24 protein-coding genes are annotated in these 22,780 nt (G+C 67.5%); 11 read left to right on the forward strand and 13 right to left on the reverse strand.

Annotated features, from left to right (window positions below):
* The first annotated feature begins 5 nt into the window (after positions 1–5).
* Positions 6–470 (forward strand): SRPBCC family protein, encoded by a 465-nt coding sequence (locus BAY61_RS29895; RefSeq protein WP_245865560.1) that lies wholly within the window; start codon positions 6–8, stop codon positions 468–470.
* Here BAY61_RS29895 and BAY61_RS29900 read toward each other — a convergent pair.
* The 7 genes from BAY61_RS29900 to BAY61_RS29930 all read right to left on the reverse strand — a co-directional run bounded on the left by BAY61_RS29900 (position 467) and on the right by BAY61_RS29930 (position 7,405).
* Positions 467–3,085 carry a CHAT domain-containing protein gene (locus BAY61_RS29900; protein ID WP_091805387.1) on the reverse strand — a complete coding sequence of 873 codons (2,619 nt, stop codon included), beginning with the start codon at positions 3,083–3,085 and terminating at the stop codon, positions 467–469. The genes BAY61_RS29895 and BAY61_RS29900 overlap by 4 nt on opposite strands.
* A 151-nt stretch (positions 3,086–3,236) precedes the next feature.
* Entirely contained in the window at positions 3,237–3,701 is a 465-nt protein-coding gene (locus BAY61_RS29905; protein ID WP_091805390.1) for a hypothetical protein, read from the reverse strand.
* Positions 3,698–4,303 (reverse strand): RNA polymerase sigma factor, encoded by a 606-nt coding sequence (locus tag BAY61_RS29910; protein ID WP_091805393.1) that lies wholly within the window; start codon positions 4,301–4,303, stop codon positions 3,698–3,700. The genes BAY61_RS29905 and BAY61_RS29910 overlap by 4 nt, the downstream gene beginning before the upstream one ends.
* Positions 4,304–4,396: 93 nt before the next feature.
* Positions 4,397–4,747, reverse strand: a complete 351-nt coding sequence (locus BAY61_RS29915; protein ID WP_091805396.1) for a protease inhibitor I42 family protein — start codon at positions 4,745–4,747, stop codon at positions 4,397–4,399.
* 78 nt (positions 4,748–4,825) lie between these two features.
* Positions 4,826–5,578: a hypothetical protein gene (locus tag BAY61_RS33190; protein ID WP_146225277.1), complete on the reverse strand. Its 753-nt coding sequence runs from the start codon at positions 5,576–5,578 to the stop codon at positions 4,826–4,828.
* A gap of 16 nt (positions 5,579–5,594) precedes the next feature.
* On the reverse strand, positions 5,595–6,758 hold the full coding sequence (locus BAY61_RS29925) for a C1 family peptidase (RefSeq protein WP_091805402.1): 1,164 nt from the start codon (positions 6,756–6,758) through the stop codon (positions 5,595–5,597).
* 125 nt (positions 6,759–6,883) lie between these two features.
* Entirely contained in the window at positions 6,884–7,405 is a 522-nt protein-coding gene (locus BAY61_RS29930) for a GbsR/MarR family transcriptional regulator (RefSeq protein ID WP_091805405.1), read from the reverse strand.
* A 95-nt stretch (positions 7,406–7,500) separates the two neighbouring features.
* On the opposite strand from BAY61_RS29930, the gene BAY61_RS29935 reads away from it, so the two are divergent.
* Both BAY61_RS29935 and BAY61_RS29940 read left to right on the forward strand, forming a co-directional pair.
* Positions 7,501–8,409 carry an ABC transporter ATP-binding protein gene (locus tag BAY61_RS29935; RefSeq protein ID WP_091805409.1) on the forward strand — a complete coding sequence of 303 codons (909 nt, stop codon included), beginning with the start codon at positions 7,501–7,503 and terminating at the stop codon, positions 8,407–8,409.
* Positions 8,406–10,049: an ABC transporter permease gene (locus tag BAY61_RS29940; protein ID WP_091805412.1), complete on the forward strand. Its 1,644-nt coding sequence runs from the start codon at positions 8,406–8,408 to the stop codon at positions 10,047–10,049. The genes BAY61_RS29935 and BAY61_RS29940 overlap by 4 nt, the downstream gene beginning before the upstream one ends.
* Before the next feature lie 49 nt (positions 10,050–10,098).
* Here the strand turns inward: BAY61_RS29940 and BAY61_RS29945 are convergent, their stop codons facing one another.
* Positions 10,099–10,599 carry a hypothetical protein gene (locus BAY61_RS29945; RefSeq protein WP_091805415.1) on the reverse strand — a complete coding sequence of 167 codons (501 nt, stop codon included), beginning with the start codon at positions 10,597–10,599 and terminating at the stop codon, positions 10,099–10,101.
* A 73-nt stretch (positions 10,600–10,672) separates the two neighbouring features.
* On the opposite strand from BAY61_RS29945, the gene BAY61_RS29950 reads away from it, so the two are divergent.
* The gene (locus BAY61_RS29950; RefSeq protein ID WP_170140102.1) at positions 10,673–11,857 is read left to right on the forward strand and encodes a winged helix DNA-binding domain-containing protein; all 1,185 of its coding nucleotides are present in this window, start codon (positions 10,673–10,675) and stop codon (positions 11,855–11,857) included.
* 11 nt (positions 11,858–11,868) lie between these two features.
* On the opposite strand, the gene BAY61_RS29955 is transcribed toward BAY61_RS29950, so the two are convergent.
* The 3 genes from BAY61_RS29955 to BAY61_RS29965 form a co-directional block, all read right to left on the reverse strand.
* Positions 11,869–12,402, reverse strand: coding sequence for a hypothetical protein (locus tag BAY61_RS29955; RefSeq protein ID WP_091805421.1), 534 nt, complete (start codon positions 12,400–12,402; stop codon positions 11,869–11,871).
* Between the two features lie 140 nt (positions 12,403–12,542).
* Positions 12,543–13,202 (reverse strand): formylglycine-generating enzyme family protein, encoded by a 660-nt coding sequence (locus BAY61_RS29960; protein WP_091806484.1) that lies wholly within the window; start codon positions 13,200–13,202, stop codon positions 12,543–12,545.
* A gap of 65 nt (positions 13,203–13,267) precedes the next feature.
* Complete coding sequence (locus BAY61_RS29965; protein ID WP_091805424.1) at positions 13,268–14,032, reverse strand: hypothetical protein; 765 nt, start codon at positions 14,030–14,032, stop codon at positions 13,268–13,270.
* A 62-nt stretch (positions 14,033–14,094) separates the two neighbouring features.
* On the opposite strand from BAY61_RS29965, the gene BAY61_RS29970 reads away from it, so the two are divergent.
* The 5 genes from BAY61_RS29970 (at position 14,095) to BAY61_RS29990 (ending at position 19,630) form a co-directional block, all read left to right on the forward strand.
* Positions 14,095–14,364 (forward strand): glutaredoxin family protein, encoded by a 270-nt coding sequence (locus BAY61_RS29970; protein ID WP_091805428.1) that lies wholly within the window; start codon positions 14,095–14,097, stop codon positions 14,362–14,364.
* A 161-nt stretch (positions 14,365–14,525) separates the two neighbouring features.
* The gene (locus tag BAY61_RS29975) at positions 14,526–15,041 is read left to right on the forward strand and encodes an NADH-quinone oxidoreductase subunit NuoE family protein (protein ID WP_091805431.1); all 516 of its coding nucleotides are present in this window, start codon (positions 14,526–14,528) and stop codon (positions 15,039–15,041) included.
* The gene (locus BAY61_RS29980) at positions 15,038–16,588 is read left to right on the forward strand and encodes a formate dehydrogenase beta subunit (RefSeq protein WP_091805434.1); all 1,551 of its coding nucleotides are present in this window, start codon (positions 15,038–15,040) and stop codon (positions 16,586–16,588) included. Before BAY61_RS29975 ends, BAY61_RS29980 begins: the two co-directional genes overlap by 4 nt.
* Before the next feature lie 4 nt (positions 16,589–16,592).
* Complete coding sequence (fdhF, locus tag BAY61_RS29985; protein WP_091805437.1) at positions 16,593–19,409, forward strand: formate dehydrogenase subunit alpha; 2,817 nt, start codon at positions 16,593–16,595, stop codon at positions 19,407–19,409.
* Complete coding sequence (locus BAY61_RS29990; protein WP_110057675.1) at positions 19,409–19,630, forward strand: formate dehydrogenase subunit delta; 222 nt, start codon at positions 19,409–19,411, stop codon at positions 19,628–19,630. The genes fdhF and BAY61_RS29990 overlap by 1 nt, the downstream gene beginning before the upstream one ends.
* Positions 19,631–19,708: 78 nt before the next feature.
* On the opposite strand, the gene BAY61_RS29995 is transcribed toward BAY61_RS29990, so the two are convergent.
* Positions 19,709–20,161: a nitroreductase family deazaflavin-dependent oxidoreductase gene (locus BAY61_RS29995; RefSeq protein ID WP_091805440.1), complete on the reverse strand. Its 453-nt coding sequence runs from the start codon at positions 20,159–20,161 to the stop codon at positions 19,709–19,711.
* A gap of 127 nt (positions 20,162–20,288) precedes the next feature.
* On the opposite strand from BAY61_RS29995, the gene BAY61_RS30000 reads away from it, so the two are divergent.
* Complete coding sequence (locus tag BAY61_RS30000; RefSeq protein WP_091806491.1) at positions 20,289–20,984, forward strand: TetR/AcrR family transcriptional regulator; 696 nt, start codon at positions 20,289–20,291, stop codon at positions 20,982–20,984.
* A gap of 53 nt (positions 20,985–21,037) precedes the next feature.
* Entirely contained in the window at positions 21,038–21,478 is a 441-nt protein-coding gene (locus BAY61_RS30005) for an OsmC family peroxiredoxin (protein WP_091805443.1), read from the forward strand.
* 57 nt (positions 21,479–21,535) lie between these two features.
* Here BAY61_RS30005 and BAY61_RS30010 read toward each other — a convergent pair whose 3' ends face one another.
* The gene (locus BAY61_RS30010) at positions 21,536–22,696 is read right to left on the reverse strand and encodes a beta-ketoacyl synthase N-terminal-like domain-containing protein (protein ID WP_420848806.1); all 1,161 of its coding nucleotides are present in this window, start codon (positions 22,694–22,696) and stop codon (positions 21,536–21,538) included.
* Positions 22,697–22,780: the final 84 nt, after the last annotated feature.

Consider the following 22,780-nt stretch of genomic DNA (forward strand, 5'->3'; position numbering starts at 1 on the left):
GCTTGATGATCGCAGGCAGAGCGTTCTCGTTCGAGGTGAATCGCGCCACCACGGCGCCGCCGCACATCGTTTTCGCACTCGTCGTCGATGGCGCGAATTGGTCGAACTGGGCCAAACCACTCGTGCTCGGGTCGCGCATGCTCCGGACAGGGAATCCGCCGCCCGGCGGAATGGATGCCGTGCGCGTGCTCGGCACGTGGCCCGTTCTGATGCGGGAACGGACGGTCGAGTACGAACAGGACCGCAAGCACAGCTACGTGCTGGAGAACTCCGGTGCGCCGCTCAGGAATTACCGCGCCGACCTTGTGTTGACCCCGACCGAGTCAGGTGGGACCCGGTTGCACTGGCAAGGTTCGTTCACCGAACGCTTCCGGGGGACCGGACCGCTGGTTCGGCTGGGCTTCCTCGGGGTCGTCACCTTCATCGCCTCCCGCCTCACGCGGGCGGCCGAGCGGAACGCGTCCGGCTAACCGGCTCCGAGGCACAGGAACGGCCTTCGAAACGGATCTGCGGCCGTCGCGTCAGCGAGCGCCACCGCGGGGGAGGTTCCAGCGGCGAGTTCGTTGTGCAGATCGGTCATCGCCTCGGCGGCCGCCTTGTCGCCGACCCTCGCGACGGCCCCGACGACGGTGCGAGAACCACTCGCGAGCAGCGCCCCCGCGAAACCGAGCGCTTCCTCGCCCGGCCGGATGTGGCTCAGCGCGAGTTCGCAGGCAGCGAGAACAACGCGTTCAGGGGGATTGGCAAGCCGGGCCGCCTCGTGCGCGAACAGCGGGCCGTCGACGAGGTCGAGCCTTGAGAACAACGCGTTCGCGGGTTCGTGCGCGCCGTGGGCCACGAGATGGGCGACGCTCGATCCGTCCAATGCGGACAGTACGACCGCGCTCGTCGCCGCTGTTCCGTCGACAAGGGTCGCCTTCGGATACACCGAACGAAGATGGGCGACCTCCCCGACCGCGCCGGGAACGCCGGGTCCTCCCACGAGGACAACGGGTTCCGGCGTCGTGTGACCGACGGCGGCGAGCCAGGCCGTCGCCGAAGGCGCGACCGAGATCGGCCTTCCCCTCAAGCTCGGCAGCGTCGCCCACGGCAGCGCGAGCAGCGAACCGACGGGAACGATCACCAGTTCCCTTTCACCGAGCGCGTCGAGCAGCGGCCTGATCAGCAACTCGTCGAGCGCGGCAGCCCTTCGTCGCGCCGACGCGCCGACGACCTCGGCGAGTGCTTCGGGAAGGTGGTCGGGAGCGAGCGCGTCGAGATCGGCCCTCAGCTGCTTCGCGGTCTCGACCGTCTCGGCGAGCGAACCGAGCTGGATGAGCTGAAACCCGTTGTCCCTCACGACAACGGCTGCCAACGTCTCGCCGTGGCCGACAAGGCTCACCATCGCGCGGTGCCCCAGCCTCGCCACGACCTCCTCGGGTGAAGCGACCGGCCTCGGCTTGCCCCACTGGCTCGTGTACCAGCCGAGTCGGCTCGCTTCCCGCTGCAACCAGGCATAGCGGTTCTCCAGCGCGGCAACCGGTTTGCCCGCCAGCCGGTTCTGCTGCACGGTGCGCTGAACGCGGCGCATCTCGGTGAGCCGCTTTGCCATCACCGGATCGTCGATGGCAGGAAGTGGCTCGTACCGGTAGACCTGTGCTCGTGTGCGTTCCTGCCACGCGAACAGCCTTCGCGCGTCGGCCGCGCCCCTCGCGGTGCGCAGTACGTGTCCCACGGCGAGCGCGCCGAGTTCCTGGCCGTGCACCGCAGTGCCGCACAACAGGTCGAGGCCACCCATGCGATCACGCGCCCAGCCGAGCTCGTCGAGCCCTGCCCTTGCCTGTGCGAGCGCCGCGCGGGAACGTCCCTTCGCGATGGCGAGTTCCGCCTTGCACAGGCGCAACAACATCCGGTGATCGACGGGCGTGGTCCTTCGCGGTTTCGGCACGAGGGAAAGCTGCTTCGTTGCGGCGGCAACCGAACCCCTCCTCAGCAACAACCGGATAGCAAGCAGCCTGGCCGCCGCCGTTTCGTCCCACAGCCGCAGTCCCGCGAAGCGGTCCGCGAGCGCGATCAGGCTCGCGGGAAGGCGAGCGGGCGGCGGTACCTCCGATTCGAGCGCCGCCATCGCGTCTGCCCGCAACCGCGCCAGCGCGGCCACCTCGGCCCACGGAAGGTTGCCCCTTCGCAGAAACCGGCGCCTTGCGGTGACGGCGAGCTTGCGGGCCAGCGCGAAGTCGCCTTCGAGCAGCGCGGCGGCCGCGCGCGCCACCTCGGCTTCCGCGAGGTCCTGGATCACCCTGTTCCCGCGCAGTTCGGGCAGCGCCTCGTCGAGTTGCCGCGCTGCCTCCTCCGCGAGCCCGGCCACGAGCAGCGCCCTCGCCTGATCGAGGCGGACCCTCGCCAGCCAGCCCGGCGCGACCGAGCCGAGGATTTCCGCCGCGTCCTCGTAGTGCCGCAGTGCCACTGGAATGTCGCCGACGAGCTGGGCGAGATCGCCGAGTCCGTGCCGGGCCTTGCCTTCGAGCCGAGGCTGATCGTGTTCGTCAGCGAGCGCGATGGCTTCGTCGAAGTCACGGGACGCGGCGTCGAGATTGCCGAGATCGGCGTTGATCTGGGCCCTGTTGAGCAGGCTCTTGGTGAGCAGCAGACCGCCGTCTCTGGTGTCGCCCGCGAGTACGGGAATGCTCGTGTCGAACAACCGCAGCGCTTCCGATGGACGCCCGGTTCGCCACAGCAGCAACGCCCGCTGTAGACCGACGACGGCTTCGAGCATCGTCCGTTCCCCGTGTTCGGGAAGGCTGGCGAGTACACGTCGTGCCCTGTCGAGGTGGGCCAGTCCTCCCGATGGCGGGCCGATCTCGGCCTCGGCCGAGGCGAGGCTGATCAGCACCCTGACCCTGAGCACGAGCGCGGCGGCGTCGGCCGCGTCGACGGGGGGAAGCTTCCGCTGCGCCTCGCGCAGCAGGCGAGCGGCGACAGCGGGTCGCGCGTCAGCCGCGGCGTTGGTCGCCCGCCGGTGAAGCTCCTCTGGCACGCGATCTATAGGAGCACACGCGCGGGGCACACCGAACTCGGGATCCCTTAGAGTGCGTCCGGGAACCATCGCGTACCGGCTGCGCGGTGCCCATCCGGCGCCTCGCGGCGTTGTCGTCGGTCACCATGACGCCGTCATGGCTCCCTCCGAGTGCGGCACCGCCTTGCGACGCATCCGAATGGATCACCGCTCGCACGGAGGACGATTCCCGGACGCACTCTCACAGCACAACAGCAGGCGTGACAATCGTCCGGCGACCCGGAACGCCGTCGATGTATACCACTATCTGGGTGGTTCCAGGTGGAACATCGTGCAGAACGAACCTGCCGACGTCATCGGCGATCGTCGCCGTCGACTCGTGGCCCGCGACCCTCACCTCGACGCGATACTGCCCAGCCGGAACCAGCCAGCCGTCGATCCGGTTGCCCTTGCCGAGCTTGGTCAGGTTGATCATCACGGTGAGATCGCTGACCGTGAAAGTGATCGTGCCCTGAGCGACGCTGCGGACGCCGACGAGCGGGTCGGCGCGCTCCCACCTGGCGACCTCGACATCGAGGTCCTCCAATTCGAGCGCGAACCGCACGCGTTCGACAAGCCCCTGCGGCGGCGGGTCCAGTTCGTGGACCAGCCGATCCAGGTCCGCGAGCAGCGTTTGGTCGTCAGGGTAGATGCCGCCCTCGTTCATGCGCTGCCCCCTTGAGCATCCAGCAGGCTCCGCATCCGTTGCAGGCAACGGCCCCTCGTCGGACCGATGCTGCCGGTCGGTATGCGAAGCGCGTCGGCGACGAGCCGGTACTCGACCCGGCCCGCGAGCACCGTCATTCGCAACAATTCCTGGCAGCGCTGTGGGAGTTCCGCGAAAGCAGCCCACAGGCGGCGATCCCGGTCGGCCCTCAGTGCTTCCGCTTCCGGCGCGGGCTGCGCGCTCGGCACGGTCTCGGCCAGCTCCTCGGTGAGCGGCAACGGAACCGGCTTCCTGCCGGGCGCCCGCTGCGATTCCCTTCGCGCGGTGGTGATCAGCCACGCCGCGAGCGCTCTTGGATCGGCGATGTGGTCGAGATGCCGGAACAGGGCGAGCCACACGGTCTGCACGACATCCTCGGCCGCGTGCCTGTCCACCCCGTTACCTCTCGCCACCTGCCACACCAGCGGCGTCAACTCGGTGACCAAGCGATCCATGGCCCGCCGGTTACCCGCGCGGGCTTCGTGCATGCATGCCGCGTAAAGGTCATGGCCGTGCAGCCCCTCCCATGGAGGGTCTGCCTCTGCGGTTCTGGCATCCGTCACCGCATCCGCCTCCCGGGCTAGTCAAGTCGGCGCTGGCAGTATCTCCGGCTCGCCAGACCAAAAGTGCGTCTTGATTGAAGTGGGATACATCGCTCACTCGGATGGCCTAACGGATAGCGTGAAGCTGACCGAGCGGCGCGGCTTGCCCTCCCACGGCCGCGCCAACTCGGCCTTGATGAGGTGCCGACCGGCGTCGACGACGTCGAGCGCCAGCCGGCGAACCCCACCTCCCCCTGGCGGTCCTACCCCCGTGGACCGCCGCGCCGGATGATCGCCACCCCCACTGACATGTTCGTCGACGACCAGCCGGACCCCCGCTGGAAGGTCGAAGCGCCACTGATATCCGGACGAACGGACCTCGGGAAGCCGCAGCTCCACGGTGTCCCCCGTGCACAGTTCCGCCGTCCTCCCCGTATCGGACTGCGCAAGCCGGATCAGAGTCACTCGTCTCTCCCAGTTAACGGCGGTGGTGGCCGGCGGCCCCCTCGTCTGCCGGCCACCACCTGCTTACCGACGCGAGCGTCAGACCACGAGCTGATCGATCTGTCCGCGCGCGTCCTCGTGATAGGAAACGGCGAGCCGGTAGTTCTTCGCCAGCATCGCCAGCAGCGTCAGGTGGCTGTGCCCCGAGTCGGAAGCGGGCGAAAGCAGCTTCCAGCCCACGCCCTGCACCGCGATCCACACACCGGGAGACGTGCTCGACGACCAGAGATTCGTGATCGCCTTGCCCGCGGTCCAGCCGTCCTTGGCCGCGAGAGCACCCGCGCCGTTGTTGGCCTTCACCGGTTCCGGCTGCCCGACCGGCGGCGAGTACGGCTCCCAGCCCATGGGCGCGACCGGCGGCGGCGAGTACGGCTCCCAACCTGTCGGCGCTACCTGCCTCGGCGGCGGGCCGTAGGGCTCCCAACCGGAAGGACGCACCTGGCGTGGGGGAGGCGAGTACGGCTCCCAACCCGAGGGAACGACCTGCCTCGGCGGCGGGGAGTAGGGCTCCCAACCGGCGGGCGCGACCTGCCTCGGCGGGGGCGAGTAAGGCTCCCAGCCCGCTGGACCGACCGGCGGCGGCGAGTACGGCTCCCAGCCCGTCGGCGCTACCTGCCTCGGCGGCGGGCCGTAGGGCTCCCAACCGGAAGGAGCAACCGGCGGCGGGGAATACGGCTCCCAGCCCGCCGGAGGCGACGGCGGGGTCGTCTGCTCGGTCGGCTCGACAACGTCCCCGGCCACCTCGGTGTCCTTTTCGGAACGGTTGTCGTTCGTCGTGTCCTCGATCGTCATACTGCTTCTCCGTTGTTCACTGCGCGGGATGAATCATGCTGAGCTCGCCGTCGTCGATGAACGGCGCGATCGCCTGCCCATGAACCCTTGCGCTGGTGAGCTGGGCGAGCTTGCTGGTGGTGCCGTGCGGACCACCCGATATCCGGGTCCAGCCGAGGTTTTCCAGGTAGGCCCAACCGTTGGCGTCGTGCGCCGTCGCGAAGAGGCCGAGTGTGCGCTGGGCTGGTAACCACGCACGAAGGTTCACGCTTGTGCAGCCGAGCGTGGTCGGCCTCGGGTCGGGATAGTCCTCGATGTACGCCTCGCCGTAGGCGATCCTGAGGAAACCGTTCTCTCCCCACTCGGAACCCCACGAGTTCTTGGCGATCCAGCAACCGGCCTCGTCGTCCCACCCGATGAGCGCGACGCAGTGGCCGCCGCTCGTCTCCTCGGTGGTGTGCCGGTAAACCCCGCCCGTGTAATGGAAAAGGTCGTCGTAGATGATCATGCACGCGGTGACGGGACCGTATTCGTGGATGTGCCGTTTGATAGCGGCAGGGTCCCTGCTGAGGTCGACGACCCCCTCGGCCTTGGCGAGGCGATCGGGCCAACCGGGGTTGAGCGCTCCGGAGCCGTCGTCGTAGTAGGGGTAGTAGTCGCCGAAGGTCACGCCGAGCGCGACACAGTCGGCGAACATCTCGTCAGGCCACGTTCCGTCAGGCAGGATGGCTTCCCTCGCGACGGCGTGTCCAAAGTAGAGATGCGCTTCGGAGAGATCGAGCCGCAGCCCCGGAACCTTCCTCGTGAAAGCCGCCGTGCCCTCCAGCGCGGCGATCGTGCCGAACGCGCTGCACGAACCCACCTCGCCCTGGTCCTTGACCTCGGTGACGTAGTTGCGGCCTCCGACATCCCTGAGGTCGAAGGAAACCGGAAGACACGGCGTCGGCTCGTGCTCGACCTCACCGGCAGGCACCTCACGCGGCGCGCTCGCGGCCAGCGCGAACTCGGCCATCCTCGCCGGCAACTCCGCGCGTGCGGTGATCTCCCCAGCCGACGGCGCCGGAACACCGAGCCTCGCCTTGCGACACTCCCTCGACAGCTTGCTCAGCTTCGTTTCGCCGCACCGCCACGGATCGCCCAGCGCGGCAAGAGACTCGCGGATGCCCGCGATCTCGGCCGCGCACGGGTCTTCGGGGCTCATGCGTCCTCCTGGGTCGTAACGCAAGTGGTGAAGCAAGCTGACGCCCATAGGACGCACTGGGGTAGGTCTCAGATACACCCTCAGTACGACTTTTTTCGCGCTCGGCCGTTCTCGGCCCGCGCGCGCTACCCCTCCGGGGGATGTTCTCGCTGTTCGCGCAGTTGTTCCCAGCGCTCGAAGATCAGCGGGATTTCTTTGATCAAGAAGTCGAGGAAGTCGACCATGTGTGACAGCCTGACTCCGGCCGGTGAGTCCGGGCCGACCGCGTCGATTCCCTCGACGGTGGCGTCCCGCCACATCCGGATCATGCGGTCGCGCTTGAGCGTGCTGGCGAACCAGAAGTCGTCGTAGAGCCGGTAGTGGTCACGGCGTTCGCCGGGCAGACGTTCCTTGACGATCATGCCGACCTGGTCGAGATACCGCACCGCCCCTGATATCGCGGCGGGGCTGACGGACAACTGTTCGGAGAGCTCCGCGGCGGTGAGCCTGCTGTCGTCGGAGACCGCGAGCGCGGCGAACACTCTCGCCGACATCCGTTGCATACCGAGTTGCGTGAGCGTCAGCGCAAGGCTCTCGATGTACTTGCGAACTGCCTCTTCGTCCCGCCCCACGGCCGGATCACGCTGCGACTGCGGCCTGCTCGACATGTGTCCATCCTTTCCGATACCCCCAGTATTCAATCACCTAATCCATACACTTTCTTAACTTCACAACTTTGTGAAATCAGTGTAGCTTCGGCGGCATGGAAAACGCCATCTCCATCACCGGACTGCGCAAGTCCTTCGGCAGGACCGTGGCGCTCGACGGCCTCGATCTCTCCGTCGCGAAGGGCGAAGTGCACGGCTTTCTCGGCCCGAACGGCGCGGGTAAGTCGACAACCATCCGGGTGCTGCTCGGCCTGCTGCGTGCCGACAAAGGCGACGTCAGCCTGCTCGGGGGCGACCCATGGCGGGACGCGGCGAGCCTGCACCGCAGGCTCGCCTACGTGCCGGGCGACGTGAACCTCTGGCCCAACCTGTCCGGCGGAGAGGTCATCGACCTGCTGGGGCGACTGCGGGGCGGGCTCAGCCAGCGGCGGCGCAAGGAACTCATCGACCGCTTCGATCTCGACCCGAAGAAGAAGGGCCGCACCTACTCGAAGGGCAACCGGCAGAAGGTCGCCATCGTCGCCGCGCTCGCCTCCGACGTGGAACTGCTGCTGCTCGACGAGCCGACCTCCGGCCTGGACCCGCTCATGGAAGCCACCTTCCAGTACGCGATCCAGGAGGAGCGCGATCGCGGAAGGACCGTGCTGCTGTCGAGCCACATCCTGGCCGAGGTCGAAGCGCTGTGCGACAGGGTGAGCATCATCCGCAACGGGTTCACCGTCGAGACGGGGACACTCGCCGATCTGCGCCACCTCACCCGTACGTCGATCTCGGCCGAGCTCGCGGGCCACCCCAACGGCCTCTCGAAGCTCCCCGACGTGCACGACCTACAGGTCGAGGGAAACCGCGTCCGGTTCGACGTCGAGACCCACTCGCTCGACGCGGCGTTGCGCCAGCTCACCGACATCGGCGTGCGCAGCCTGACCAGCCAGCCGCCGACGCTCGAAGAGCTGTTCCTCAGGCACTACACCGACACAACGCACTCCGAGGCGGCGAGGACATGAGTACGACCCTCGAACGCACTCCCACGGCCAGCCCGGTCGCGAGGGGCAGTCAGCTCGTGGGGACAGGTCACCTGGTCCGGCTCGCGCTGCGAAGAGACCGCCTGATCCTGCCCGTCTGGGTACTCGTACTCGGACTGATGACCTCGGCGGGCGCGGGCCCCTACGAGGCGCTGTACCCGACGGAGGCCGAACGCGCGGGGCTGACCGCGACGATGGGCGGCAATCCCTCGCTCACCCTGTTGTACGGGCCAGCGTTCGACCTCAGCACACCAGGCGGGTTCACCGCATGGCGCTTCGGCGCCTTCGTCGGTCTCTTCCTCGCGCTGGCCTGCATCTTCACCGTCATCCGGCACACGAGGCAGGAAGAGGACACCGGAAGGCAGGAGCTGCTGTCCTCAGCCGTCGTCGGCCGCTACGCCTCGCTGACCGCTGCCGTGATCGTCGCCGCCATCGGCAGCCTCGCCACCGGCCTGCTCATGGTCGCCAGCCTGGTCGGCGCCGGACTTCCCGCGGCCGGATCGGTCGCCCTCGCGGCGGGGGTGACGCTGTCGGGCTTCGTCTTCATCGGCGTCGCCACGATCACCGCACAGGTCGCCGAGTACTCGCGCACGGCCAACGGCATCGCGATCGCCGTACTCGGCTGCACCTTCCTGCTACGTGCCGTCGGCGACGCGACCCGTGAGGCGAGCTGGCTTTCGTGGCTCTCGCCCGTCGGCTGGGCAACACAGATCAGGGCGTTCGCCGACGAACGCTGGTGGGTGCTCGCGCTGCTGGCGGGAACCGCGCTGGTGCTCGCGACGGTCGGCTATCGCCTGCTGCCCCGCAGGGACGTCGGCATGAGCTTGATTCCCGCGCGGCCGGGGCCCGCCGAGGCCACACGCGGCCTCCGCAGCTCCTTCGCCCTCGCGTTGCGCCTGCAACGGGGCCCGCTCATCGGCTGGGTCATCGGCTTCGCGGTGTTCGGCGCGCTGTTTGGGTCACTCGCGGCCGGAATCGGCGACGTCATCGGCGAAAGCGCGGAAGCACAACAGATGTTCGCGCGGCTCGGCGGTTCGCAGAGCATGATCGACTCCTTCATCGCGGCCATGGCTGGAATCGTCGCGATGATCGCCTCGCTCTACTCCGTGCAGGCCACCCTGCGGATGCGTTCGGAGGAGACGGCGTTCCGCGTCGAACCGGTGCTCGCGACAAGGGTCAGCAGGCTCGGGTTCGCGGCGAGCCACCTCGTCTTCACCGTCCTCGGCACCGCCCTGCTGCTTGCCGTCTCCGGCCTGTTCACGGGATTGCTGCACGGCATCAGAGTCAACGACATCGGCGGCCAGGTGCCGTCGGTGATCGGCGCCTCGATGGCACAACTGCCCGCCGTGCTGGTCGTGGCCGGTGCCGGGGTCGCGCTCTTCGGCCTCCTGCCGAGGTTCGCCGCGCTCGCCTGGGCCGTCGCTTCGCTGTTCCTGCTGATCAGCCTGTTCGGGCCGGTCGCGAACGTCAGCCAGTCGGTGCTGAACGTCTCGCCGTACCAGCACGTTCCCAAGCTGCCGAGTGCCGAGCTGACCGTGACGCCATTGGTGTGGCTGACCGCGATCGCCCTCGGGTTGTTCGTCGCGGGGCTCGCCGGGTTCCGGCGAAGGGACATCGGCTGACCGGCGGTGTGTCACCGGCCTCCTCGGGGGTGGGCCGGTGGCATGCCGCTCACGGCTTCTGGGTGACGGCGCCGCGCGCGTCGACGACGAGTGATGCCTGCGGACCCGACGCACCGCAGTAGGTGTCGGAGAGCTGAGGGATCTTCGGCGTGACGGTGGTGGGTGTCAGCACCCGCTCGCGCTGACCGTCCCACAGCCGCAGGGTCACCTCGACCGGCTGCTCCGGAAGATCGGGAACGGGTACGAAAGCGACGTAACCTCCCGCGGGTTCCGACCTCGCCGAGCACACGTCGTCCGGCTTGTCGCCGGTGCAGCCCTCGTCTACCGACCTGGTCCGTTCGTTCAAGGAGACGTCGACATCGTGGCACTCACCGCCCCAGCACGCGGTCAGCTCGGCGGGGCCATGCCCTTCGGCGAAGAAACCGGGTTCGACGTCGACGCCGAACCCGACGAGAGTGCCGATCGGGGCACATTCCCTCCCGGTTCCGGCCTGACCCCCGCCTCCGCAACCCGCGACCAACAGCACCAGCAACAGTGGCAACACCCTCATGTGGGCAAGGACGGCGGAACAGGACTATTCGGTTGCACGGCGAAGTCGGTTTCTCGTCGTTAGGGTGCTGCGGATGGATGCCGTCACACCCAGCGCGGCCGTCGGCTACCGGGTGGCCGCACACGGGCTCGCGCACCGGTCGCCCTCGGCGGAACTGCCGAACGCGACAGGCGCGATCGGTGTGCAGGACACCCCGCCGGGTACGGCAGGCCAGGCGCTGCATGCCCGGCTCGCGAACCTGGCCCCCGAGGACGTCGACTCCGCCGTCATGGAACGTAAGACGCTGGTCACCATTTGGGCCATGCGGGGAGCGCCGCACGTGGTGCCCTTCGCCGAGACGGCAGTGTTCACCGAGGGGCTGCTGCCGGACGACGACGCCTCGTGCCTTCACTTCATCAACGGCGCGTCGGGGCATCTCGACCGCTTCTCCCTCAGTGCAAGTGAGGCCGTGGCGCTGACGCTCGACGAACTACCGAAAGCGCTTGGCGGAAAACAGCTCACCAAGGACGAGCTCGGCGTCGCACTGGCCGAACGCGTCGGCAAGCGACTGCCGTCCAGTGCGCGCAAGGGTTTCACCGAACCCGACGGGCTCGGCAAGAACACCTATGGCGAGAGCCTCGTGCGCTACGCGTTGTACGTCGTCGCCCTGCACGGGGTGCTCTGCATCGTGCCGAGAACGAAGGGTGCCTCGTTGTTCGCGCTGACCGAGGACTGGCTTGGCGAACCGCTTCCGGCCATGCCATCCGAGGCGGCGAGAGCCGAAATCGTCCGCAGGTACCTGCGGTGTCACGGTCCTTCCGACAAGACCGCGTTCGCCACGTGGGCAGGCGTCTCGCCTTCGTTCGCGGCGGCGTCGTGGGAGCTGATCGCGGGGGAACTCACCGCCGTCGACTACGCGGGCCGGACGGCATGGCTACTCGCCGAAGACCTTCCTGCGCTTGCCGCGCCACCCTCGGCGGAGGGAGTCCGGCTGCTGCCGCCCTACGATCCCCTGCTCGCGACGAGGGATCGCGCCGCCTTCGTTTCCGGCACCGCACGGCAGCGGGAAATCTGGCGGATACAGGGAAACCCGGGTGTCGTGCTCGGCGAGGGCGAGATCGTCGGAACGTGGCGCCCTCGCAAACAGGGCAAGAACATCACCATCACGGTGTCGGCGATGCGCACGCTGACGGCGGCGACCCGTGACGCCATCACGGCCGAGGCGAGCGCGCTCGCTCCGTTCAGGGGCGCGGCGAAGGCGACCGTCGTCTTCGCCTGACCGGAACGGCGTCACACCACGAGATCGAGCTGTGCGGTAATGGTCACTCTCGGCACCTTCGCGAGCACGGGAAGCACTTCGTCGACGTAGGCGTCCTGGCCCGCTCCGCCGAGCCAGCCATTCGGATTTTCACCCGTCGTCTCGATGTCCAGCCGGAAGCGGTAGGTCCCCTTGCTTCGCGGAACGAACGCGGAAAAGGTCTCCAGCCCGCGAAATCGGCCGGCCTCGGTGGGGTCGAAGGTCTCGCCAGGCCGGAGCCGGTGAAAATCGGGCCGTCGAAGGGGACTCACGGACCGGTCCCTGTCCGCCTTCGTCATCCGCCGTGCCGGTGCGGGCGCCGCGACGATTCTTCCCGTTTCCACTTCGGAAATCGAAGGGCGGTAATAGGGATATCGAATGGAGGACTCCGAACCGTCGAGCACACCGGGAAACCAGAGATCACCGACGCCGACGTTGCCGATTCCGACCGCGATGGGCACCGGACCGCCTGGAACATAGGCCGTCAAGGGAGCCACGTACAGCCACACGGAAACGAATTTCGTCATGCCTGGCTTGCCTTTTCCTGCTGCCACCGGTTGTTGACTCAACTGTCGAGCCTGGTCGGCTGCCGCAACCCTACACTCCAGAATCACGCGCATCGACAATTCGCGGTGACAATGCGCTCTTGCCAAGACAGTCCGGATTTTCAACGAGTCACGGAGCGAGCGATCCGGAACCCCACATCGTCGATCCGGAAATCGGGGTGGCTGCGCCTGCGCACCGACGCCCGGCAACTCCAGTGCTCGTCGAACCAGCCGCCGCCGCGCAGTACCCGGTAACCGGGGTGGTCGACGGCATCGAAGGCATCCCAGCACCATTCCCACACGTTGCCGAGCATGTCGTAGAGCCCCCAGGCGTTGGGTTTCCTGCCCGCGACGGGATGGATGTGTTCCCCTGAGTTCCCGCGATACCACGCGATGTCGTCGAGCGGCCCGTATCTCGCCGCGACCGTTCCCGCCCGCGCGGCGTGCTCCCACTCGGCTTCGGTCGGCAACCGGTACCCGTCGGCGGTCTCGTCCCACTCGACATCCGGCAGGCCGTCACGTTCTCCGCCGACGCGGTAGGCCGGCCGCAGGCCGGAGCGCACCGAGCAGGCATTGCAGAAACGCACGGCGTCGAGCCAGGAAACCCCTTCCACCGGCGAGCCCGCGACGGTCGCCGAACCCGGCCACTCTCCGGTCGCCTCGGCATACCGTTCCCTCGTCACGACCGTGGCAGCCAGCTCGTAGGTCCCGAGGTCGACCGACCAGCTCGTTTCCCTTCGCCGGTCGGTCATCGTCACCGTGCCGCCGGGGATCTGCCTCATCTCGGGTGCGTCGTTCACGGTCACTCACCGACAGTACGTGGGCGCCCGCGAGCGACGCGGACGGCTCAGTCGAACTCGGTCAGCTCGGCCAACACGGCCTCCGCGTCGTCGAGCTTCACGCGTGTCTCGTCGACGGCGGCACGCGCTGCCGAGGTGACCTGCCTGGCTTTGGCCTCGTTCTTCTCGGCTTCCCTCAACCGCGATCTCGCGGTTTCGTGTTCGCGTCTCACCTCGCTCGCGTGCTGTCTCGCTTCCTTGAGTTGTTCCTTGCGCCGCTTCGCCTCGGCGCCCTTGCGTTCGGCGGCTTCGCCTTTCGCCTTCACCCTGCGCTTGACGGGTGCCGAACCGAGCCAGTCCGCGCCGAACCCCACCTCGGGGCGCAGTGCCGTGCTGAGCCTGCCGAGCGCGACCTCGTCGGCGATCCGCCGTTCGGCGAGCGCCGCCTCGAACGTCTCGGACACCTCGCGCGACACCGACTCGCTGACCTGCTCCGACGCCAGGCCGGTCGCTTCGGCGGTCAGCGAAGCGACGAGGTCGTGCCTGCGTTTCGACAGTTCCCTCAACGCGTCGCCGGCCAGTTCACTGTGCGCCCCGCGAAGAGCATCGCCGAGTTCGGTGAGTTCGCCGAGTTCGTCCGGTAGCGACCTGGCGAGACGGTTGACGAGCTCGGCGGCGATCGTCGGCTTGCGCAGGCCCATGATCCGAGCGGCGAGGTCCTTCTCGCCCGCCTTCTTCGCTCGCGTGGCGGCATCGGCCCTCGCCGACGTGAACTCCTCGCGCCTCAGGCCGTACAACTCGTCGGCGACCGAGTCGAAGTCTGCGCTCTCCATGCCGTTCAGCTTGCCTCGCGCGAGCGGGACAAGCGCGTCGAATCGGCGATTACAGTGGCGTTGTGGCAGCGAACGAGATCGAGTTCTACTGGCGTCCCGGGTGCCCGTTCTGCGCGATGTTGCGTGACGACGTCGAGCGAAGCGGGCTTCCTTTCACCGACGTCAACATCTGGGAGGAGCCGGAGGCCGCCGCGCGGGTGCGTTCGGTGGCTGACGGCAACGAGACGGTACCGACGGTGTTCGTGGGGGAGCACGCGCTCGTCAATCCCAGCATCGGCGAGCTGACCGCGCTCGTCCGGGCCGAGGCGCCCGAGCTGTTGCCGGGGAACTGACGGCTCTCCTCGCGCACCGCCTTCCTGGAAAAACCCCTTCGCGCGACAACATTCGGCATCGTGCTCACCCCCTTGTCGAACGTAGGCTTGTTGGATAGCTCGCGGCATGGGTACGATTGTCGGTGTATACGGTATACACCGACAGGTGCCAGGGAGGCGGTATGGCGGTCGAAAGCAGCGGAGCTTCGGTCGCGGAGCGGGTCAGGGCCGTCATCGACGCGCACAGGGACGACCGCGGCGCACTGCTGCCCATCCTGCACGGCATTCAGGCCGAATTCGGTTACATCGCGGCCGAGGTCATTCCGGTACTGGCCGCCGAGCTGAACATCTCAAGGGCCGACGTCCACGGCGTCGTCACCTTCTACACCGACTTCCGCTCCGAACCGGCTGGCGCGGCGACGGTGAAGCTGTGCAGAGCCGAAGCCTGCCAGTCGGTCGGCGCCGAACAGGTCGTCGCCGACACCGAACAGGTCTTCGGCATCGAACTCGGCCAGACGACACCGGACGGCTCCGTGACCCTCGACCAGGTCTTCTGTCTCGGCAACTGCGCGCTCGGTCCGGCCGCGCAGGTCAACGGACGGCTGTACGGCCGGATCAACCGCTCGCGACTGGTCGACATCCTCGCCAACGCCGAAACCCGCGCGGCTTCACCGACCGAGAACGGAGCCGGTTCATGACAACGGTGTACGTACCGCGCGACTCCGCCGCCGTCTCGGTCGGCGCCGACGACGTCGCCTCGGCCATCAACCGCGCGACCGGCGACGACGTCACCGTCGTGCGCAACGGTTCCCGAGGGATGCTCTGGCTCGAACCGTTCGTCGAGGTCGAGACACCGCGCGGAAGGGTCGGCTACGGCCCTGTCTCAGCGTCGGCCGTCGACGAACTGCTCGCGAACGGCCTGCTGACCGGCGACGACCATCCGTCGTGCCACGGGCTCGTCGAGGAACTGCCGTGGCTGAGGGATCAGCAGCGGCTGTGCTTCGCGAGGGTCGGCGTCACCGATCCGTTCTCGACAACCGCCTACGAGGCACACGGCGGGCTCATCGGTCTGCGGAGGGCACTGGAACTCGAACCGGCCGCCGTCGTCGCCGAGGTCACCGAATCGGGACTGCGGGGAAGGGGCGGCGCCGGTTTTCCCGCCGGCATCAAGTGGAAGACCGTGCTGGAGACCGAAGGTCCGCTCAAGTTCATCTGCTGCAACGCCGACGAGGGTGACAGCGGAACCTTCGCCGACCGGATGCTGATGGAGGGCGACCCGTTCTGCCTCATCGAGGGCATGACGATCGCGGCCCACGCGGTCGGCGCGAGCGAGGGCTACCTCTATGTCCGCTCCGAATACCCCGACGCGGTCGCCACGCTGCGAAGGGCCATCGACATCGCCTACTCGCAGGGTTGGCTCGGCGAGGACATCCTCGGCTCAGGGCTGCGATTCGACCTGTTCGTCAGGGTCGGCGCCGGTGCCTACATCTGCGGCGAGGAAACGTCGATGCTGGAAAGCCTCGAAGGCAAACGCGGCATGGTGCGGTCGAAACCGCCGATTCCAGCCATCACCGGTCTGTTCGGCAAGCCGACGGTCGTCAACAACGTGCTGACGCTGGCGAGCGTGCCCAAGATCCTCTCCGACGGCGGTGCCGCATACTCGGCGCTCGGCTTCGAACGCTCGCGCGGCACCCAGGTGTTCCAGCTCGCGGGCAACATCGCGCGAGGAGGCGTTTTCGAGACCGCGTTCGGTATCTCGCTCGGCGAACTGGTCAACGACTACGGAGGAGGCACCCTTTCCGGCCGTCCCGTCCGCGCGGTCCAGGTCGGCGGCCCGCTGGGTTCCTATCTTCCGGCCGACCGCTTCGATCTGCCGATGGACTACGAGGCGTTCGCGGGAGCCGACGCGATGCTCGGTCACGGCGGGATCGTCGTCTTCGACGACACCGTCGACATGTCGGCGATGGCACGGTTCGCGATGGAGTTCTGTGCCGAGGAATCGTGCGGCAAATGCACGCCGTGCAGGGTCGGCTCCGTGCGCGGGGTCGAGGTGATCGACAAGATCACCGGAGGAGAGGACCCCGACGGCAATCTTGCCCTGCTGAACGATTTGTGCGAGCTGATGACAGAGGGTTCGTTGTGCGCGATGGGAAGCCTGACTCCCAACCCCGTGCGCAGCGCGCTCGACCACTTCCCCGACGACTTCACCGCGCGTGCGACACGCACGGAAAAGGAGGCGGAGTAGAACAATGGGCCTGCTGAAAGAACACGACCTCGGCACACCGGCCAAGCCGGGGCCTGCGACCGTGACCGTTGAGATCGACGGCGTGCCGGTGACCGTGCCGGAAGGTACGTCGGTGATGCGAGCCGCCGCGGAATCGGGGACCGACATCCCGAAACTGTGCGCGACCGACAGCCTCGACGCGTTCGGCTCGTGCAGGCTGTGCCTCGTCGAAATCGACGGTCGCAAGGGAACTCCCGCCTCGTGCACGACTCCCGTCGCCGACGGCATGCGGGTCAGCACGCAGACGCCGAAGCTGGAGAAGCTGCGGCAGGGCGTGATGGAGCTCTACATCTCCGATCATCCTCTCGACTGCCTCACCTGCGCGGCCAACGGTGACTGCGAACTACAGGACATGTCCGGTGTCGTCGGTCTTCGCCAGGTCCGCTACGGCTACGAGGGCGAGAACCATCTCGACGCGCCGAAGGACACCAGCAATCCCTACTTCGACTTCGACGCTTCGAAGTGCATCGTGTGCTCGCGGTGTGTCAGGGCGTGCGGCGAGGTGCAGGGAACGTTCGCGCTCACCATCGAGGGCAGGGGCTTCGACTCGAAGGTATCGGCGAGCGCGGGCGAGTTGTTCATGGACTCCGAGTGCGTCTCGTGCGGCGCCTGCGTGCAGGCGTGTCCCACGGCGACGCTCCAGGAGCGTTCGGTCGTCGATCTGGGAATGCCGACGAGGAGCGTGCTCACCACGTGTGCCTACTGCGGCGTCGGCTGTTCCTTCAAGGCCGAGCTGCGCGGTGACGAGTTGGTCCGCATGGTTCCCTACAAGGACGGCGGAGCCAACGAGGGCCACTCCTGCGTCAAGGGAAGGTTCGCCTTCGGTTACGCGACCCATCCCGATCGCAAGCTCAAGCCGATGATCCGCGAGCGCGTCACCGACGAGTGGCGCGAGGTCGACTGGGAGACCGCCATCGCGTACACGGCCGAGAAGTTCCTTGCCATCCAAGAAAAGCACGGCGCGGGCTCCGTCGGCGGCATCACCTCTTCCCGGTGCACCAACGAAGAGGTCTACGTCGTGCAGAAACTGGTGCGGGCGGCGTTCGGGAACAACAACGTCGACACCTGCGCGAGGGTGTGCCACTCGCCGACCGGATACGGGCTCAAGCAGACGTTCGGCACCTCGGCGGGTACGCAGGACTTCCGGTCCGTGGCCGAAGCCGACGTGATCGTGGTGATCGGAGCCAACCCGACCGACGGGCACCCTGTCTTCGCCTCGCGCATGAAGCGCAGGCTCAGGGAAGGCGCGAAGCTCATCGTGATCGACCCTCGGCGGATCGATCTCGTCCGCTCTCCCCACGTTGAGGCAGCGCACCACCTGCAACTCGCGCCGGGAACCAACGTCGCGGTCGTCAACTCGATCGCACACGTCGTCGTCACCGAAGGTCTTGCTGACAGGTCCTTTGTGGAGCAACGCTGCGAGGACTTCGACACGTGGGCCGAGTTCATCGCGCAGCCCGAGTACAGCCCCGAGTCGACGGAGTCGATCACCGGCGTCCCCGCCGCGCAATTGCGAGCCGCGGCCCGCGAGTACGCGAAGGCGGGCAACGGCGCGATCTACTATGGACTCGGCGTCACGGAGCACAGCCAGGGCTCGACGATGGTCATGGGCATGGCCAACCTCGCGATGGCGACCGGCAACATCGGCCGTGAGGGCGTCGGCGTCAACCCGTTGCGTGGCCAGAACAACGTGCAGGGTTCCTGCGACATGGGGTCGTTCCCTCACGAGCTTTCCGGCTACCGGCACGTTTCCGACGACGCCGTGCGCGAGGTGTTCGAAACGCTGTGGCGGCGGCCCATCGGCGCCGAGCCGGGACTGCGCATCCCGAACATGTTCGACGCCGCGGTGGAAGGCAGCTTCCGGGGACTGTTCGTGCAAGGCGAGGACATCGCCCAGTCCGACCCCAACACGCAGCACGTCAACGCGGCCCTCTCGGCGCTGGATCTGCTCGTCGTGCAGGACCTCTTCCTCAACGAGACGGCCGAGTTCGCGCACGTGTTCCTTCCTGGCACCTCGTTCCTGGAGAAGGACGGCACGTTCACCAACGCGGAGCGCCGCATCAACAGGGTGCGGCCGGTGATGACACCCAAGACCGGCAAGCACGAATGGCAGGTCGCCTGTGACATCGCCGAGGCGATGGGTTACCCCATGGAATACGCCCATCCTCGCGAGATCATGGCCGAGATCGCGGCGGTGACCCCGACGTTCGCGGGTGTCTCCTTCGACAAGCTCGACGAACTCGGCAGCGTGCAGTGGCCGTGCAACGACGCGGCTCCCGAGGGAACGCCCGTCATGCACGTCGACGGGTTCGTGCGGGGCAAGGGCAAGTTCGTGCCGACGCCGTTCGTCGCGACAAGGGAACGCAGCACCCGCAGGTATCCGCTCATCCTCACGACGGGCCGGATACTCAGCCAGTACAACGTCGGAGCGCAGACGAGGCGCACGGCCAACATCGCGTGGCACAAGGAGGACGTGCTGGAAATCCATCCGCACGACGCGGAGGAGCGCGGGATCTCCGACGGTGACGAGGTGACGATGGCGAGCAGGGTCGGGGCGACGTCGCTGCGCGCGACGCTCTCGGACCGGATGCCGGTCGGCGTCGTCTACACGACGTTCCATTATCCGGGCACCGGGGCGAACGTCGTGACCACCGAGAACTCGGACTGGGCCACGAACTGCCCCGAGTACAAGGTGACGGCGGTACAGGTCGGCCTCAAACCGGGCGGCCGTCCCGAGGAGCGGATCGCCGCAGCCGACGAGACACCGGCGCTGGCCGACTGATGACCGACACCGCCGACACCATCGCGCCGGAGATCCGGATGATCAACGACATCGCCGTGCAGTTCCCTCACCAGGAGCCGGGTACGGCGGCGACGGCGATCGCGGCCCACGTCCGGATGTTCTGGGAACCCAGGATGCGGGCCGAGCTGCGAAAGCTCTCCGATACCGAGCCGGAGGCGTTCGAACCGCTCGCGCTCGCCGCGGCCCGGCTGCTCGAATAGCGGCAAGCGCCACGGCCGGCAGGGCGGGCAAAGTGGTAGCAAAGCTCCCTTGCTCTCATTTTGCCGCGTCCGGCCTGGTCAGTGGCTGTTCGAGAGACGGAAGACGGGGAAGCCGGGCGCGAGGTCGAGCAGTTCGTCGTCGGGGGTGTCGACGGTGACGCCCTCGAAGAACCTGCCGACCTCCCAGCCCCACTTCTTGAGGTACGCGCGGATGACGGGGAGCTTGTCCTCGTCGGCGAGTTCGACCGGCCGCACAGTTTCGGAGCGGCTGCCGACGCTGAGTGTGGCCTCGCCTGCCACCCGCAGGTTGCGCACCCATTCGGTGTGTCCTCTCGGCGAGACCAGGTAGCGCTCGCCGTCGTGCTTGAGCAGGTTCAGCACGATCGACCTTGGCTGGCCCGACTTGCGGCCCTCGACGGTGAGCACCCTGCTGCCGAGCAGGCTGATGCCGACCTTGGTCAGCCCCCTTGCCAGCGAGTTGAACGCGCGGTCCGCCTTGGCGGGCTTGAGGTAACGGTTGGTGCTGGTCATGATCGCGTCCTCTTCTTTTCGAGAGCAGTGCTCTTGCTTGAGATCAGTGAACACCTCGCCTGATGCTCTGTCAAGAGCGCTGCTCTTGAATTTGTTCACCGCTCTCATTCGTGACACACTCGGCGTCATGCCAGCAGCCCACCGAACCGCACGCGAGCGCGCCAGAGCCGAAGTCACGGCCGCGATCAAGGACGAGGCCCGCACCCAGTTGGCCAAGGTCGGCGCCGAGGCCCTTTCCCTGCGCGCGGTCGCGAGACAGCTCGGCATGGTGTCCTCGGCTCTCTACCGGTACTTCCCGCGCAAAGACGACCTGCTGACCGCGCTCATCGTCGACGCGTACAACTCGCTTGGCACGACGGCCGAGGCCGCGGCAGGTACGGAAACCCACCCGAGAGCGCGCTGGCAAGCCACCTGCCACGCCATCCGCGCGTGGGCGAGGGCCAACCCGCACGAATACTCGCTGATCTTCGGCTCGCCCATCCCCGGCTACGCGGCGCCCGTCGACACCATCACCCCGGCGAGCAGGGTTCCGCTCGCGCTGATCGCCGTCGTCACCGCCGCCGTCGAACAAGACCTGATCAGCTCGCCACACCCGCAACCAGCACTGACCGCCCCACTGGAAGCCCAGGCGGCCGACGTCGGCGCGCGGTTCGCGCCAGGCATCCCGGCCCCGGTGCTGGCGAGACTTTTCGTCGCCTGGACCCAGCTCTTCGGCATGCTCAGCTTCGAACTCACCGGCCAGTTCGCCAACAGCCTCGAACCCGCCGACGCCTTCTTCGGCTACGCCGTCGACGACATGGCGACGTTCGTCGGGCTTCACTGACCTCGCGCGGCCTATCTTCGAATCACACCCGCACCAACCCAAAGGAGCAGGACATGGTCAGCCGTGACGCCACGACACACTGGACAGGTGGACTGAACTCGGGCAAGGGAACGGTCACGCTCGACTCGTCGAACGCGGGGCAGTTCGACGTGTCGTTTCCTCGGCGCATCGGCGACGCGGAGGGACAGACGAGCCCCGAGGAACTCATCGCGGCAGCCCAGTCGTCCTGCCTCGCGATGAACCTCTCCGCCGTACTCGAACGCAACGGGCACGCGCCGAAGACCATCGACGTCAGCGCCGAGGTGACCGTGAGCCCCGTCGACGGCGGATTGAGCATCACCGCCATCGACATCACCCTGCGCGCTGACGTCGACAGCACTGTCGGCATCGATCAGGAAGCCTTCCAGGTACTCGCCGCGACCGCGAAGGACACCTGCCCGGTGAGCAAGGCCCTCTCCGGTACGACGATCACGCTGGACGCCGCACTGACCTGAGCAAGACCAGAGGAGAACCGGTGACCGGCATCGAGCAGAATGCCGGTCACCGGAAGATCACGCCGAAGCCGGTCCGAGCACGACCACGGAGTTGTGGCCACCCATTCCGAGCGACGACTTCACCGTAAGCCCTCCGTCGACAGGGAACTCACCGTGCAGCAGTTGCGGATGTGCTTGCGCAACCTTCGGCGGCGCGGGGATGACGCCACGTTCGTAGCCGAGCGCGGCGACCGCGATCTCGACCGCGGAAGCGGCCCCCTGACAGTGCCCGGTCAACGGCTTCACGGAGTAGATCCCGGTGTCCTCCGGGAACATTTCTTCGAGAATCGTCGCCTCCGTCCGGTCGCACTGCCTCGTACCCGGCCCGTGCGCGTTGACGTAACGCACGTCTGACGCGGCGACACCCGCGTTGTCCAGCGCTTCCGCGAAACACCGCCGCACCTCGGGGAAGGCGGGGTCGATCGACGTCACGTGATACGCATCGTGCGACATCGCTCCACCCAAGGTGACCGCGTAGGGCTTGTCCGAACGGTTGGAGAGAACGAAGCCCACCGAAGCCTCGCCCATGACGAAGCCCCTGCTGCCCTCCTGGAACGGCCGACAGCCGTCGAAGGGCTCCCTGTTGGCCACGGCGACGCCGAGCCGCGTGAAATGCCGGACGTTCTCCGGCGTCAGCGACAGGTCCGTCGCCACGAGAACGACGTCGTCGACGATTCCCGCGTCGAGCCAGGCTTTCGCGGTCAGCAAGCCCGCGTTGCCCGAAGCGCACATGGCCGAGACGTTCATGGCCGGCCCGGTGAACCCGTACTCCTGCATGAACGTCGACATGGGCGTCGACGGCATCAGCGCGAGATAGTCCCGCAACCTCAGGCTGCCGTTGTCAGAGACGTAGAAGTCCTTCCACAGGTACGCCTCACCGATGACGACCGCGTGCAGCAGCCCGACCCTGCGACCCGGCGTCCAACCGCGCTCGGTCGCGTCGGCGATGGCTTCTCTCGCCGATGCCCGCATGGCGCGGGCGAACCTGCCCCTTCCGTCCTTGGGGTCACCGCCTTCCGGGACGGTGGCGACCCAGATCGACTCGGACCCGTCCTTGCCGAAGCCACCGGTCAACGTCGCCGCTGGTTTCTCGGAGACGAGCCCTTTCCACAACACCTCACGACCCCAGCCGTAGCCGGTGACCGCGCCGATGCCGCAAATCTCAATTCCTTGCGACACGATCTTCCTCACTTTCCTGCCTTGTTCTGCGGATTCGGTGACCGGACGGACCGTCGGCGCGCGCAGAGCGCGCGACACCCAGGC

Origin of the sequence: Prauserella marina, from assembly GCF_002240355.1 — a bacterium.
Taxonomy (GTDB): domain Bacteria; phylum Actinomycetota; class Actinomycetes; order Mycobacteriales; family Pseudonocardiaceae; genus Prauserella_A; species Prauserella_A marina.